We start from the raw sequence: 13,912 nt of genomic DNA, 5'->3' as shown, positions 1-13,912 counted from the left end.
GCGCTAGGGTCGCGGAAAGTTCGAGGAACGGAGGGGCGGATGTCACGCGACGCCCGCTGGAAGGCGCTGCTGGAGCTGCTCGTGGAGCGCGGCCGGCTGGACGTCGAGGAGGCGGCGGCCGAGTTGTCGGTCTCGTCCGCGACGATCCGCCGGGACTTCGACCAGCTCGCCGAACAGCAGATGCTGGTGCGCACCCGGGGCGGTGCGGTGGTGCACGGCGTCTCCTACGAGCTGCCGCTGCGCTACAAGACGGCGCGCCGCGCCTCCGAGAAGCAGCGCATCGCCAAGGCGGTCGCCGAACTCATCGCGCCCGGCGAGGCGGTGGGCCTGACCGGCGGCACGACCACCACGGAGGTGGCCCGTGCGCTGGCGGTGCGCGCCGATCTCGCGTCCGGGTCACCGGCGTTGACCGTCGTCACCAACGCGCTCAACATCGCCAATGAGCTCGCCGTACGGCCGCAGTTCAAGATCGTGGTGACGGGCGGGGTCGCGCGCCCGCAGTCGTACGAACTCATCGGGCCGCTCGCGGACGGTGTGCTCGGGCAGATCACAATCGACGTGGCGGTGCTCGGGGTGGTCGCCTTCGACGTGACGCACGGCGCGGCGGCGCACGACGAGGCCGAGGCAGCGATCAACCGGCTGCTGTGCGAACAAGCCGAAAGAGTGATCGTCGCAGCCGACTCCAGCAAGCTGGGACAGCGGGCGTTCGCCCGGATCTGCGCCGCCGAGATGGTGGACACGCTCGTGACGGACACGGCGGCGCCGCAGGAGACCGTGCGCCGTTTCGAGGAGGCGGGGATCCGGGTCGTCGCCGTGTGACCACCCGGCTCGCGGTGTCAGAACCAGCCGGGGTCGGCCCGCACGAACCCCGCGCCCCGCTGGTCGTTGCAGCCGACCTCGGGCCGGTCGGCCGGATCGGGCCAGGCCTGCGGGGCCTGAAGGGCGACGCTGACCAGCGTCATCAGGAGGTCGACGTCGCTCGCGGCGTCGAGACGTATCGTCACCCACTGCGAGCCCGGCACGATGCGGATCGCGCCCGCGCCCCTGAGGTCATGGGCGAACCGCCGGATGGCGCGGTCCGTCAGATGCAGGTCGACATCCCGCTCCGAGTGGAAGTGGGCGATCTCGACCTGCGCGGAACTGAGCGCGTGTCCCAGACCGCAGCTGGGAGCGGCCCTTCTCAGGTCGGGCCAGGTCGCCAGTTGCTCGAGCGCCCGAGAGGCTAACGTCATGCGCCCATCATGGCGTGCTCACCCTCCCGCAACCACCACGTGAGCAAGCGTTAACCAAGCTGGATCGGCGATATGTCCGAACACGCACGCCACCCCCGTGTCATTCTCCGATTTGTGATTTATTGTTCAACTACGAACGGTGCCACACGGAGGTCGCACCATGAAGGAGCTCGGACCGGCCGACACGGTCGGGATTCTGCGCCAGCCGGGGGTGCGGGCGCGCTACAGCAGCTCGGGCCTGGGCTGGGAGCGGCTGTATCTGTCCGCGCAGGCGGAGGAGCCGTACCGGGCCGCCTTCGAACCGGCGGCCACCCATCTGCTGATCCTGCACCTCAGCGGGCCCGTCACCGTGCGCCGGGGACGGGGCGCGGTGACGCGGTCACGGACCGTTCCGGCCGGCGGGTTCTTCCTCCAGCCCGCCGGGCGCACCCTCTCGGTGGAGCTCGGCGGCAAGCTGGACACGATCCACGCCTATCTCACCGACGACGCACTGCGCGACGCGAACGACGGGCGGCCCGTGGAACTGTCCGAGGAGCTGGGAGCCACCGATCCGCTCGCCGAGCAGCTGCTGCTCTCGCTGGACGGCGCCGTGCGTTCCTGGGAGCCGACCGCCCGGACCTACACCGACCAGCTGACCTCGATGCTCGCCGCGCAGCTCGTCCGCCGGCACCGGGCAGGCGCCGCCGCGCCCACGCCGGCCCCGTGCGGGCTCTCCGAGCGGCAGCTCGCCGCCGTACGGGACCTCATGGAGGCGCGGCTCGCCGAGCCGTTGCCGATCGCGGACCTGGCCGAGGCGGCGTCGCTGAGCGGCAGCCAGTTCACCCGGCAGTTCCGGGTGAGCACGGGGCAGTCGCCGCACCAGTTCCTGCTGAAGCTGCGGCTGGAGCGGGCGTGCCGGCTGCTGCGGTCGGGCTCCACGCCGATCGCCGAGGTGGCCGTCGAGTGCGGCTTCTCCCACCAGGAGCACCTCACCCGCGTGATGCGCGCCCGGCTCGGCACGACGCCGGCCGCGCTGCGCCGCTCCGGCTGAGAACACCGGTCTCAGCGTTCCAGCACCAGCGCCAGGCCCTGCCCCACACCGATGCACAGGGCCGCGAGGCCGGTGCCCGTGCCCGCCGCCGCCAGCTGGTGCGCGACCGCTCCGGTGATGCGGGCGCCCGACGCACCCAGCGGGTGTCCGATGGCGATGGCGCCGCCCCGCGGATTGACCACGGCCGGGTCCAGCTCCGGGAGTGCGGCCAGACAGGCCAGCGCCTGTGCCGCGTACGCCTCGTTCAGCTCGATCGTGTGCAGGTCGGAGGCGGCGACGGCCGCCTTGTCGAGGGCCTTGCGGATGGCGTCCACCGGGCCGAGCCCGAAGTACTGAGGCTCGATGCCCGTCACCGCCGCCGCCCGCACCCGGGCCAACGGTTCACGGCCGATCGCCGCGAGCCCCTCCTCGTCGGCGAGCAGCAGCGCGGCCGCACCGTCGTTGAGCGGTGAGGCGTTGCCCGCGGTGACGGTGCCGTCCGGGAGGAAGGCCGGCTTCAGGGCGGCGAGCGCCTCCAGGGAGGTGTTGTCGCGGATGCCCTCGTCGCGCGGCAGGTCCACGCCTTCGACGGCGACTGTCTCGGCGTCGTAGGAGCCGTCCCGCCAGGCCTGGGCGGCGCTCCGGTGGCTGGCGAGCGCGAACGCGTCCTGCGCCTCCCGCGTGATGCCGTACTTGGCGCCGACCAGTTCCGCGCTCTCGCCGAGCGGAATCGTCCACTCCCGCGGCATCCTCGGGTTGACCAGCCGCCAGCCGAGCGTGGTTGAGTACAACTGCTGGTCGCGGGCCGGGAAGGCGCGTTCCGGCTTCGGCAGGACCCAGGGCGCGCGGCTCATGGACTCGACGCCGCCGGCGATCGCGACGGACGCGTCCCCGAGGGCGACGGCACGGGCCGCCTGGATGACGGCTTCCATGCCGGAGCCGCACAACCGGTTGACCGTGGCGCCGGGCACGCTCACCGGGAGTCCGGCGAGCAGGACGGCCATCCGGGCCACGTCGCGGTTCTCCTCGCCCGCGCCGTTGGCGTTGCCGAACAGCACGTCGTCGATGCGCGCCGGATCCAGGCCGGGGCTGCGGTCGAGGAGGGCGCGCAGCACACCGGCGGCGAGGTCGTCGGGGCGTACGCCGGACAGGGCGCCGCCGTACCGGCCAAAGGGGGTGCGGACGGCGTCGACGACGTACACGTCACGCGGTCGTTCGATCATCAGGACTCCAGGTGGGGCTGGCGGAGGACGGGAAGAGGCGTGCTGGCGGCCACCTGATCAGGCGTCACACCTGGTGCTGTTTCAACGAGGTGGAGGCCGTGCGGGGTGATGTCGAGCACGCACAGGTCCGTGATGATGCGGTCCACACAGGCGCGGCCGGTGAGCGGCAGCGTGCACTCCGACACGATCTTGGGACTGCCGTCCTTCGCGGTGTGGTCCATCAGCACGACGACCCGACGGGCGCCGTGCACGAGGTCCATCGCACCGCCCATGCCCTTGATCATCCGGCCGGGCACCGCCCAGTTGGCCAGGTCACCGCGGGCCGACACCTGGAGCGCGCCGAGGATCGCGGTGTCGATGTGGCCGCCGCGGATCATGCCGAAGGAGAGCGACGAGTCGAAGAAGGACGCCCCGGGCCGCACGGTCACCGTCTCCTTGCCCGCATTGATGAGGTCGGCGTCGACCTCGTCGGGGGTCGGGTAGGGGCCGACGCCGAGCAGTCCGTTCTCCGAGTGCAGGACGACACCGACGCCCGGCGGCAGGAAGTCGGCCACCCGGGTGGGCAGTCCGATACCGAGGTTGACGTAGTCGCCGTCCCGCAGCTCGCTCGCGGCGCGGGTCGCCATCTCGTCCCGGGTCCAGCTCATCGCTCGCGCACCGTTCTCTTCTCGATTCCCTTGTCGGCCGCCTGCTGAGGCGTCAGCTCCACGACGCGCTGCACGAACACGCCCGGCAGATGGACCTCGTCGGGGTCCAGGTCCCCCGGCTCGACGAGCTCCTCGACCTCGGCAACGGTGATCCGGCCCGCCATCGCGGCCAACGGATTGAAGTTGCGGGCCGCGTGGTGGAAGACGAGGTTGCCGTGCCGGTCCCCGCGGGCGGCCCTGACCAGGGCGTAGTCGGTGGTGATGGCGTGTTCCAGGATGTGGTCGACGCCGTCGAAGGCACGTACCTCCTTGGGCGGCGAGGCCACTGCCACCGACCCGTCGGCGGCATAGCGCCACGGCAGACCGCCCTCGGCGACCTGGGTGCCGACACCGGCCGGGGTGTAGAAGGCCGGGATGCCGCTGCCGCCGGCCCGCAACCGCTCGGCGAGGGTGCCCTGCGGGGTCAGTTCGACCTCCAGCTCACCCGCGAGGTACTGGCGCGCGAACTCCTTGTTGTCGCCGATGTACGAGCCCGTGACCCTGGCGATACGGCCCGCGGCCAGCAGGACGCCGAGGCCGCGGCCGTCGACGCCGCAATTGTTCGACACGACGGTGAGGCCGCTCGCCCCGGCCGCGTACAGGGCGCCGATGAGTACCTCGGGGACGCCGCTCAGGCCGAAGCCGCCGACGGCGAACGACTGGCCGTCCCGCACGTCCGCCAGGGCCTCTTCGGCGGTGGCCACCTGCTTGTCCATGCTCATCGCCCCAGGAGCCGGCGGAGCGCTTCGAGCAGATCGTCGCGTGCCGATGTCTCGGTGTCGGGTGCGGTGGCGCGCCGCCAGGCGACATGGCCGTCCGGGCGCACCAGGAGCACGCCGTCCTCGCCGATCTCGCTGACGCGGTCCCATTCGCCGTACGCGTCAAGGGAGTTGTCGTCGCCGACGCGCACGAACCGCAGCGGTATGCCGAGTTCGTCGCGGGACGCGTGTGCCGCCGCCTCCCAGGCGTCGCCGGACAGGCCGGTCAGCACGGTGAAGACGCCGTGGCCGACGACGTCGAGTGTGGAGACGCGTTCGCCCTGGGCGTCGACCAGCCACGCGTGCGGGAGCTTGGCGCCGGGCCTGGTCGTCGGGCGGTGCACCAACTCCTGGTCCTGGTCCCAGACTTCGGCCGCACTTCCGTCGGGGAGGACGGCTCCGGACTCGTAGCGTTGGTTCATCTCGACGCCGTGCGCGTTGAACTCGTAGTTCTTGAGCTGGATCGCCTCCTCCAGGAGGCGGCGCTTCTTGGCGCCCTCGGGGGTGCGGGCCCGTAGCGCCGCGAGCCCTTCGGCGATGGCGTTCTCGTTGCTGCCGGCGCCGACGCCGAGCACGTCGAAGATCGGGCCGAACTGGTCGCGGCTCAGGTTGGCGCGGTCGACGATCTGCCGTCCGACGGGGGCGCGTTCGGCCGTGTAGCTGTCGAGGAGTGCGGGTCCGGCCTCACCGCGCACGACCATGGCCAGCTTCCAGGCGAGGTTGAACGCGTCCTGGATCGAGGTGTTGGAGCCGAGCCCGTTGGACGGCGGATGACGGTGCACGGCGTCGCCGGCACAGAACACCCGGCCGGACGAATAGGCCTTGGCGTAGGTGTGGTTGACGGTCCACAGCGAGGTCGATGTGATCTCCACCGGCAGCTCGGGGTCGCCGATGAGGTCGCGCACGATCTGCCGTGCCGTCTCCTCGTCCACGTCCGGCGGCGGCTGCTCGATCTCGTACCCCCACACCAGCAGCCATTCGTTCCACGGGCGGACCATGCGGACCAGGCCCATGCCGATGCCGCCGGTCTCCGCGCCGGGCTGCAGCACCCAGTACAGGACGCTGGGGCGGTGGGCGCAGTACCGGGTGAGGTCGGCCTTGAAGACGATGTTCATGCTGCCGGCCTTGGCCATACGGCCGTCGAAGGGCAGGCCGAGCTGTTCGGCGACCGCGCTGCGTCCGCCGTCGGCGCCGATGAGGTAGCGGGCGCGTACGGTGAACTCGTCGCCGCGGACCCGGTCGCGCAGCCGTGCCGTGACGCCGTCCTCGTCCTGGGTGAAGTCGAGGAACTCGGTGTCGAAGCGGACCTTGGCGCCGCGGGCCGCCGCGTTGCTCACCAGGATCGGCTCCAGATAGGTCTGCGGCAGGTCGATCATCTGGCTGGGACTCTTCGACGCGTACTCGGTGGCGGACCCGGGACCCGTGCCCCAGCTGCGGATACGGCCGATCTCCTGCCCGGTCAGCGCGGTGCACAGCACGGTGTCGCCCATCAGGTGGGAGGGGCTGCCGTGGGCCAGTGCCTCGGACTCGACGCCGAGGTCGCGCAGGACCTCCATGGTGCGCTGGTTGGTGATGTGGGCGCGCGGGGTGTTGGCCAGCCAGCCGTACTTGGTCACCAGCAGGGTGCGGATGCCGTAGGTGGCCAGGGCGAGAGCGGCCGAGCCGCCGGCGGGGCCGCTGCCGACGACGAGAACGTCGGTGTCGTACGCGGCGGATGCCTGGGGGGTGGTCATGAGCGGGCGCTCCTCGGTCGGTCGGCCAGGGGGGCGATACGGAAGGTGTAGTCGAGCCGGCGCCACTCCCCGTCGAGGGGACGGCCGTCGGGGGTGGGGCCGGTGTGCGGCGTGAAGTCGACGACGAGTTCGTCCTTGACGCCGAAGACGGTGTCGCTGTCCAGGTAGTCGCCGCCCGACACGAACAGCTGGGTGACGAGCTTGCGGTGGCCGGGCGCGTCGATCATGAAGTGGAGGTGGGGTGCCCGATAGGGATGGCGGCCGACCGCGGAGAGCATGTGCCCGACCGGTCCGTCCTCGGGGATCGGGTAGGCCGCGGGCAGGATCGACCAGAAGGTGAGCCGTCCCCCGGAGTCGGTACGCAGCCTGGCGCGCAGCACCGGGCCGTCCAGATCGGGGAGTTGGACGTCGTAGAAGCCGTCCTCGTTGGACTGCCAGACGTCGACGACCGCGTCCTTGAGCGGTTCGCCGTCGGTGTCCGTGATCCGTACGTCCACCCACAGCGGGGTGCCGTGCAGTCCACCGGAGATGTCGCTGCCGTGCTCGGCCTCGGGCGGGCCCGGCGTGTAGAAGGGGCCGAGCACGGCGGACGGAGTGGTGGTGGGCGTACGGGAGTTGGTGAGCAGGTCCACGGCGCTGGAGACGCCGAGGGTGTCGGAGAGGAGCACGAACTCCTGGCGGGTCGGTCCGCAGGTCTGGCCGGTGCTGGTGAGGTAGTCGATGGCGTACTGCCATTCGGCGTCGGTGACGTCGTTGTCGGCCACGAAGGTGTGCAGATGCCGGACGAGGTCGCTCAGCAGGGTGCGGACGCGGGTGTCCGGGGCCCCGGCGAAGCTGGCCACCACCTGTTCGGTGAGGCGGGCCAGCTTGGCCTCCGTGGACGGCGGGCCCTCGGGGCGACGCCCGTGCCAGGCGTCGGTCAGCAGCTCGGTGATGCCCTCGGCGGTCACCGGGCGCGGGTTGGGGTACGGCGTCGAGGCGGCCAGTTCCGCGGCGCGGGCGAGGCCGGACTCCGGCATGCCGAGGTCGCGCAGCGAGGTCGGTCCACCCAGGGAGGCGACCAGGTCGTACACGCCGGAGGGGGCGTCCGGGACGCCGAGGGCGTCGGCGATGCGGCGCATCACGCCGGGCGCCGCCTGCGCGTTGTAGGCCATGGCGTGCGGCAGGACGACGGTGTGGGTCGGGGCGTGCGGCAGGTCGAAGCTGCCGCCGAGGGTGTGGCACAGCTTGTGGTGCAGGCCCATGCCGACCGTGGCGAGGCAGATCCCGGCGAGCCAGGCGGCGTGCAGCAGGTCGGCGCGCGCGTCCTCGTCGGCGGGGTCCGCGGCGAGGCGGGGCAGCGACCGTGCGACGAGGGAGATCGCGTCGAGCGCCTGCCGGTCGGTGACCGGGTTGGCGTCGGCGGAGTACAGGGCCTCGACGGCGTGCGCGAGGGCATTGATGCCGCTCGTGACCGTCAGAGGCAGCGGCAGGGTGAGCGTGAAGTCGACGTCGTAGACGACGGTTTCGGGGAGGATGTCCGGCGACGACTGCGTCACCTTGCGCCCGTCACGGGTCTCGCCGAGCACAGGTGTGACCTCGGAACCGGCGTAGGTGGTCGGCAGGATCACCTGGGGGAGGCCGGTGCGCAGGGCCAGGGCCTTCGACAGTCCCGTGGTCGAACCGCCGCCGACGGCCACGATGCCGTCGGCGCCGGACTCGCGGAGCACGTCGAGGGCGCGCTCGGTCACCTCCACCGGGGTGTGCATGGCCGCGCCGTCGAACTCCGCCGCCAGCCGGTCGCCGAGTGCCTGCCTGACCTGGGCGGAGGCCACCGGGAGAGAGGGGCCGGACAGCAGCAGCACCTTGGCGCAGCCAAGCCGTTCCACCTCCGCGCGGAGCCGGCCGACCGCTCCGGCGCCGAAGACCACCCGCGAGGGGTGGGATGTGTATACGAACGTCCTCATCGAGGTCCGCCTCCGCATGTGATCCGGGTGCGTCGGTCGCTTGAGCCACCGAGTATGCGAATGACGGCCGTGTGAACTCCTGCACGTTCCGCGCGTCCGGCTGCACGAAACGCGCGTACCGAGGCGCGGCGAGGCGCAGTGGGCGTTTGTCAGCGCCCCCTGATCGTGTTCAGTGCCCCCGGAATGCCTCCTCGAGCCACCACGCCCCGCGATCCGCGGTCACCTTGGCGTCGACCAGCAGGGGTGCGGAGCGCGGGCCGGCGAGCCAGTCCGCCACGCCCTTGAGGTCGGCGCTCGTGCGCACGGTGACCGCCTCGAAGCCGTGGCCGCGCGCCACGGAGGCGATGTCCGTCGACGGGAACTCGACCGTGCCCAGCGGATACCCGTCCGGCCCGAAGTGGTGCACCTCCGCCCCGTACGCGTCGTCGTTGTAGACCACGACCACCATCGGCAGGCCGAGCCGCCGTACGGTGTCGAGTTCCGCCGCGCCCATCAGCGCGCCGCCGTCCCCGAGCGCCGCCACCGGAAGCCGGTCCGGCCGTGCCAGCGCCGCGCCGATCGTGGTCGCGAGGCCCAGGCCGATGGACTGGAACGCCTGGGTGAAGCAGAAGCCGTTCTCGTCCGGCACCGCCAGGTACATGCTCGGGTAGCCCATGAAGTTGCCGGAGTCCACGCCGATCACCCGCTCCGCGGGGAGGAGGTCGTCGAGTGCGACGCTGAGCGTGCGCGGGTCGATCCGGCCGTGGCCGCTCCTGTCGTCGTACGGCACGTCGCGCCAGCGCACGCGGGCGGCGATGGCGGCGTTGAAGTCGGGCGTCCGGTAGCCCTGCCGCCCCGGCCCGCTCGCCTCCCATACCCGCCGTGCCGTGCGTTCCACGTCTCCGGTGACCCCCAGGTGCACCTCGCGGTGCGCACCGAGGGCGGACGCGTCGTCGTCGACCTGGACCACGGTGGTGTCCGCGCCGATCAGGCGGCCGTGCCGCATGGTCCACATGTTCAGCGCGCAGCCCCAGCCCACGATCACGTCCGCGCCCTGCACCAGTTCGGCCGTGAGCGGGGAGGAGAAGCCTCCGGCCACGTCCAGCGACCAGGGGTTGCCGTGGAAGAGGCCGCGTGCCACGGCCGACGTCGCCAGCAGCGCGCCGTGGTGTGCGGCGAGCGCTTCGAGGGCGTCGCGGGCACCGGGTGTGCGGGATCCCCGGCCCGCCACGAATACAGGCTTGCGGGAGCTTTCGAGCACCCCGACCAGTGCGGCCACGTCGGCATCGGCCGGTTCGACCGGCACTCGTGCGGGCGGCGGCGCGGCCTGGGCCAGGGCGTCGTCGGGCACGTCCAGGGCTTGCACGTCCAGGGGCAGGTTGAGCAGTACGGTGCGCCGGTCGTGCAGGGCGCGGCGCACCGCGGCGCAGGCCTGCACGACCGCGTCCTCGGCCGACGTGACCCGCATCGCGACGGCGCCCACCGCGTGGGCCAGGGCCTCCTGGTCGATGTGGAAGTTGGAGCGCGGTTCGGTCGCCTCGGCCGCGAGTACGAGGAGCGACGTACGGCTCTTGGCCGCCTCGGTGACACCGGTGAGGGCGTTCGTCAGGCCCGGTCCCTGGTGGACGCTGACGGCGGCGACCGTGCCGCTCACACGCGCGTAGGCGTCGGCCATCGTCGCCGCGCCGCCCTCGTGGCGTGCGGCGACGAAGCGTGAACCGGCCGCGATCATGGCGTTGGTGAGGTGGAAGTTGCCTGATCCGACCACGCCGAAGACCTGGTCGACACCGGCCGCGGACAGCGCCCGCCCGACGGCCTCCGCGACCTTCATCGGCGCTCCACCAGTGCGAGCACGCGCGCGGGTGCCCCGGATCCCGCGACGATGGGCAGCGGTCCGGCGACGACGACCGAGCCGGTCGCGGGCAGGGCGGCCAGGTTCTGCAGCTGGGTCAGCCCGTACTTGTCGCTGCCCATGAGGTAGGAGTGGCACGGGAAGGGCGGGTCGAAGGAGTGGCCGCGTCCGGCGTCGGTTCCCACGGTCTCGACTCCGAGGCCGATCACCGGCGACTCCTGGGCCACCCAGCGGGCGCACTCCGGCGAGAGGCCGGGGGTGTGCGGGCCGTTCTCGTCCGCGTTGAGGAAGGCCTCCTGGGAGTGCGAGCGGGCGTCCCAGCCGGTGCGCAGCAGCAGCCAGCCGCCGTCGGGCAGCGGTCCGTGCTCCGCCTCCCAGGCCTTGATGTGGTCCACCTCGACGAGGAAGTCCGGGTCACGCTCCGCCTCGGCGGTGAAGTCCAGGACGGCGGCCGGTGCGATCAGCCGGCCCGCCGGGACGGACGCCACGTCGGCGAGGTCCTTTCCGCTCACCCAGTGGTTGGGGGCGTCGAAGTGGGTGCCGGTGTGCTCACCGCTGCGGAAGTTGTTCCAGTACCAGGCAGGACCCCGGTCGTCGTACCGGCTGATCTCCTCCAGTTCGAACATCGCCGTCTGGCCGAACTCGGGCGGCAGTTGGATCACCGGCGTCGACGAGGAGAGCGGCGAGGTGAGGTCGACGACCCGGATCGACCCGCCCCGCAACCCGGACACCAGTGAGGCGAGGACGGACGGCTCGGACATGGGGCCTCCTGCGGTCGGTGCGGAACTGACAGCATGGCAGGCCGGTATGAGGTTGGTCAGACGTGGGAGCCGATGTCGGTGGATCAGGTACCGGAGGCGGGCACCGGGAACAGCAGGCAGCTGCTGGTGGCGTGGGCGAGCAGGCGGTCCGTCGCGTCGACCAGCGTGGCCTGTGCGAGTGCGGTCGTACGGCCACTGTTCACGACCGTGCCGATGGCGCGCACCGGGCCGGTGTCCACGGTGATCCGGCGTAGGAACTTCACGGTCAGGTCGAGCGAGGTGTAGCCCACGCCGGCGGGCAGGATGGACTGCACCGCGCAGCCCGCCGCCGAGTCGAGCAGCGTCGCGTAGACACCGCCGTGCACGCTGCCGATCGGGTTGTAGTGGTCCTCGCCCGGGGTCAGCGAGAACACCACCCGGCCCTCGGCCACCTCTGCGAGCTGGAAGTCCAGGGTGGCGAGGACGGGCGGTCCGGGCAGCCGCCCCTCCAGCATGTCGCGCAGGAAGTCCAGGCCGGAGGCCCGTCCGACGGCCGCCGCCGTGACCGCGGGGTCCTCCCACTCGTACGTTCGTGTCCGTCCCACGGTGCCCTGCCTCCTCGTCTGACTTCGTTGATCGAAGCTAGCCGTGCGCGCCACTGACTGTCAATGTCGAAGCCAGCTCCCTACCATGGGTGCCATGGAGACCATGGACGCCATGGAGTGGCTCGATACGAGCACGGAGAACTGCACGGTCCAGCGCACGCTCGACGTGGTCGGCGAGAAGTGGACGCTGCTGATCGTGCGGGACGCGGCGAACGGGGTCCGCCGTTTCGACGACTTCCGCCGCCATATCGGCCTGTCCGAAGCGGTGTTGAGCGACCGGCTCCGCAAGCTGACCTCAGCCGGCATCCTCAGGACCGTGCCGTACCAGGAGCCGGGCAGCCGCTCCCGCAACGAGTACCGGCTGACCCGCAAGGGCTGGGACCTGTGGCCGGTTCTCATCGCACTGAGGCAGTGGGGCGAGACGTACGCCGGCGATCCCGAGGGGCCCATGCTGGACATCCACCACTCGGAGTGCGGGGCCCCGGTACGGGCCGTCGTCGAGTGTGCCGAGGACCACACCACCCTGGCCCCGAGGGACGTCACGGCGCGACCGGGTCCGGGGGCACGGCGCAGGTCCTGACCCGGTCGGCCTTCGGGTACGGCGGCGGCCGGCGGGCCACCACCCTTGTCCCGCTCCTGGGACACCCCTAGCCTGAGTTTGTGCCGCAAATAAACAAAACCCGGACGCACAGCGTCGTGCCCGACAGCGCGCTCACCCGTCTCCGTATCGCGATCACCGCCTTCTTCGCTCTCGACGGCTTCGTCTTCGCCGGCTGGGTCGTCCGCATCCCCGCCATCAAGGAGCAGACCCACGCCTCCGCGGGCGCCCTCGGCCTCGCGCTCCTCGGCGTCTCGGCCGGGGCGGTCGTCACCATGACGCTCACCGGACGCCTGTGCCGCCGGTACGGCAGTCACCCGGTCACCGTCGTGTGCGCCGTCCTGCTCTCCCTCAGCGTCGCCCTGCCTCCGCTCACCCACTCGGTGGCCGCGCTGGGTGCGGTCCTGCTGGTGTTCGGGGCGGCGTACGGCGGGATCAACGTGGCCTTCAACAGCGCCGCCGTCGATCTCGTCGCCGCGCTCCGGCGACCGGTCATGCCGAGTTTCCACGCGGCCTTCAGCCTCGGCGGCATGATCGGCGCGGGGCTCGGCGGTCTGGTCGCCGAGCTCCTCTCCCCGACCGAGCATCTGCTCGGCCTGACCGTGGTCGGACTGCTCGTGACCGCTGCCGCGAGCCCCACCCTCCTGCGGCACGCACCGCCCCGACCGCCGGACCGCCCGAGCGACACGGCCGGTGCGCGTCCGCGGCGCCTCGACGGCCGCACGCGCGCGTTGGTCGTCGTCTTCGGGCTGATCGCGCTGTGCACGGCGTACGGCGAGGGAGCCATGGCGGACTGGGGCGCCCTGCACCTCGAACAGGACCTGGACAGCTCGCCGGGGCTCGCGGCGGCGGGGTACTCGGCCTTCGCGCTCGCCATGACCGTCGGACGGCTGACCGGGTCTTCCCTGCTGGAACGGCTCGGCCGCACCCGTACCGTGGTCGCGGGCGGCGTCACCGCGGCCGTCGGCATGCTGCTCGGTTCCCTCGCTCCCTCCGCGTGGGCGGCACTGGTCGGCTTCGCCGTCACCGGACTCGGGCTCGCCAATCTCTTCCCGGTCGCCATCGAACGCGCGGGCAGGCTCGCGGGGTCCAGCGGCGTGGCGACCGCGTCCACGCTCGGCTATGGCGGCATGCTTCTCGGACCGCCCGCCATCGGCTTCATGGCCGACGCGTTCTCGCTGTCCGCCGCCCTCACGAGCGTCGCCGTACTCGCGGGCGTCGCCGCGCTCATCGGCTTCCTCACCCGGCACGCGGCGGCGGGCTGACGCGATACGTATGCGTACGGCATGCATCCCGTACGCATACGTAGTACTGCACACCATTCCCCGGAGGGGTGGCTCGGACAGAGATTCGAGTGGTCGTTGGCTGGTGTGTGTGGGCATGTGTCGGCGGTTCCGACGTTCCGCCTGTGTCCAGGGGCGGGAAGAGCGCGTCCTGGTCGGCAGGGCGCGGGAGACGTGACCGTCACCGGCTGCTCGGGCATGGGCAAGAGCCGGCCACGTATCCGCATGGCGTCCAGGGCCACCACCCGGATGGAACAAAAGGTGCACA

13 protein-coding genes are annotated in these 13,912 nt (G+C 71.9%); 4 read left to right on the top strand and 9 right to left on the bottom strand.

The features are described 5' to 3' along the window. Positions 1 to 39 precede the first annotated feature (39 nt). A complete protein-coding gene (locus ACFYXB_RS17120) occupies positions 40 to 819 on the top strand; it encodes a DeoR/GlpR family DNA-binding transcription regulator (protein ID WP_389582752.1) in 780 nt (259 codons plus the stop codon). Between the two features lie 17 nt (positions 820 to 836). Here the strand turns inward: ACFYXB_RS17120 and ACFYXB_RS17115 are convergent, their stop codons facing one another. Beyond that, positions 837 to 1,232 carry a luciferase family protein gene (locus tag ACFYXB_RS17115; protein ID WP_389582749.1) on the bottom strand — a complete coding sequence of 132 codons (396 nt, stop codon included), beginning with the start codon at positions 1,230 to 1,232 and terminating at the stop codon, positions 837 to 839. Between the two features lie 160 nt (positions 1,233 to 1,392). Between ACFYXB_RS17115 and ACFYXB_RS17110 the strand changes: the two genes are divergently transcribed. Continuing rightward, the gene (locus ACFYXB_RS17110) at positions 1,393 to 2,262 is read left to right on the top strand and encodes a helix-turn-helix domain-containing protein (RefSeq protein ID WP_389582746.1); all 870 of its coding nucleotides are present in this window, start codon (positions 1,393 to 1,395) and stop codon (positions 2,260 to 2,262) included. Between the two features lie 11 nt (positions 2,263 to 2,273). On the opposite strand, the gene ACFYXB_RS17105 is transcribed toward ACFYXB_RS17110, so the two are convergent. The 8 genes from ACFYXB_RS17105 to ACFYXB_RS17070 form a co-directional block, all read right to left on the bottom strand. Beyond that, positions 2,274 to 3,464, bottom strand: a complete 1,191-nt coding sequence (locus ACFYXB_RS17105; RefSeq protein ID WP_351358865.1) for an acetyl-CoA C-acyltransferase — start codon at positions 3,462 to 3,464, stop codon at positions 2,274 to 2,276. Next, positions 3,464 to 4,111, bottom strand: a complete 648-nt coding sequence (locus ACFYXB_RS17100; RefSeq protein ID WP_389582743.1) for a CoA transferase subunit B — start codon at positions 4,109 to 4,111, stop codon at positions 3,464 to 3,466. Before ACFYXB_RS17100 ends, ACFYXB_RS17105 begins: the two co-directional genes overlap by 1 nt. Continuing rightward, complete coding sequence (locus tag ACFYXB_RS17095) at positions 4,108 to 4,866, bottom strand: CoA transferase subunit A (protein ID WP_389582740.1); 759 nt, start codon at positions 4,864 to 4,866, stop codon at positions 4,108 to 4,110. The genes ACFYXB_RS17100 and ACFYXB_RS17095 overlap by 4 nt, the downstream gene beginning before the upstream one ends. Before the next feature lie 2 nt (positions 4,867 to 4,868). Then, complete coding sequence (locus ACFYXB_RS17090) at positions 4,869 to 6,641, bottom strand: FAD-dependent oxidoreductase (protein WP_389582737.1); 1,773 nt, start codon at positions 6,639 to 6,641, stop codon at positions 4,869 to 4,871. Further along, positions 6,638 to 8,587 (bottom strand): maleylacetate reductase and hydroxyquinol 1,2-dioxygenase domain-containing protein, encoded by a 1,950-nt coding sequence (locus ACFYXB_RS17085; RefSeq protein WP_351358853.1) that lies wholly within the window; start codon positions 8,585 to 8,587, stop codon positions 6,638 to 6,640. The genes ACFYXB_RS17090 and ACFYXB_RS17085 overlap by 4 nt, the downstream gene beginning before the upstream one ends. A 169-nt stretch (positions 8,588 to 8,756) precedes the next feature. After that, positions 8,757 to 10,397, bottom strand: a complete 1,641-nt coding sequence (locus ACFYXB_RS17080; protein ID WP_389582734.1) for a thiamine pyrophosphate-binding protein — start codon at positions 10,395 to 10,397, stop codon at positions 8,757 to 8,759. Next, on the bottom strand, positions 10,394 to 11,179 hold the full coding sequence (locus ACFYXB_RS17075) for a cyclase family protein (RefSeq protein WP_389582732.1): 786 nt from the start codon (positions 11,177 to 11,179) through the stop codon (positions 10,394 to 10,396). The genes ACFYXB_RS17080 and ACFYXB_RS17075 overlap by 4 nt, the downstream gene beginning before the upstream one ends. 83 nt (positions 11,180 to 11,262) lie before the next feature. Further along, positions 11,263 to 11,763, bottom strand: coding sequence for a PaaI family thioesterase (locus ACFYXB_RS17070; protein WP_389582730.1), 501 nt, complete (start codon positions 11,761 to 11,763; stop codon positions 11,263 to 11,265). A gap of 112 nt (positions 11,764 to 11,875) precedes the next feature. On the opposite strand from ACFYXB_RS17070, the gene ACFYXB_RS17065 reads away from it, so the two are divergent. Further along, positions 11,876 to 12,343 (top strand): winged helix-turn-helix transcriptional regulator, encoded by a 468-nt coding sequence (locus ACFYXB_RS17065; protein ID WP_388506850.1) that lies wholly within the window; start codon positions 11,876 to 11,878, stop codon positions 12,341 to 12,343. Between the two features lie 116 nt (positions 12,344 to 12,459). Next, positions 12,460 to 13,626: an MFS transporter gene (locus ACFYXB_RS17060; protein WP_389582727.1), complete on the top strand. Its 1,167-nt coding sequence runs from the start codon at positions 12,460 to 12,462 to the stop codon at positions 13,624 to 13,626. Positions 13,627 to 13,912 lie beyond the last annotated feature (286 nt).

Source organism: Streptomyces sp. NPDC002619, from assembly GCF_042889305.1.
Classification (GTDB): domain Bacteria; phylum Actinomycetota; class Actinomycetes; order Streptomycetales; family Streptomycetaceae; genus Streptomyces.
The sequence above is the reverse complement of the archived record's forward strand: the minus strand, read 5'-3'. Positions and strand labels throughout refer to the sequence as shown.

Coding starts and splice junctions, on each gene's coding strand:
- ACFYXB_RS17105 (WP_351358865.1), bottom strand. CDS start 3,464: ATGATCGAACGACCGCGTGACGTGTACGTCGTCGACGCCGTCCGCACC.
- ACFYXB_RS17080 (WP_389582734.1), bottom strand. CDS start 10,397: ATGAAGGTCGCGGAGGCCGTCGGGCGGGCGCTGTCCGCGGCCGGTGTC.
- ACFYXB_RS17075 (WP_389582732.1), bottom strand. CDS start 11,179: ATGTCCGAGCCGTCCGTCCTCGCCTCACTGGTGTCCGGGTTGCGGGGC.
- ACFYXB_RS17115 (WP_389582749.1), bottom strand. CDS start 1,232: ATGACGTTAGCCTCTCGGGCGCTCGAGCAACTGGCGACCTGGCCCGAC.
- ACFYXB_RS17085 (WP_351358853.1), bottom strand. CDS start 8,587: ATGAGGACGTTCGTATACACATCCCACCCCTCGCGGGTGGTCTTCGGC.
- ACFYXB_RS17065 (WP_388506850.1), top strand. CDS start 11,876: ATGGAGTGGCTCGATACGAGCACGGAGAACTGCACGGTCCAGCGCACG.
- ACFYXB_RS17120 (WP_389582752.1), top strand. CDS start 40: ATGTCACGCGACGCCCGCTGGAAGGCGCTGCTGGAGCTGCTCGTGGAG.
- ACFYXB_RS17095 (WP_389582740.1), bottom strand. CDS start 4,866: ATGGACAAGCAGGTGGCCACCGCCGAAGAGGCCCTGGCGGACGTGCGG.
- ACFYXB_RS17110 (WP_389582746.1), top strand. CDS start 1,393: ATGAAGGAGCTCGGACCGGCCGACACGGTCGGGATTCTGCGCCAGCCG.
- ACFYXB_RS17090 (WP_389582737.1), bottom strand. CDS start 6,641: ATGACCACCCCCCAGGCATCCGCCGCGTACGACACCGACGTTCTCGTC.
- ACFYXB_RS17100 (WP_389582743.1), bottom strand. CDS start 4,111: ATGAGCTGGACCCGGGACGAGATGGCGACCCGCGCCGCGAGCGAGCTG.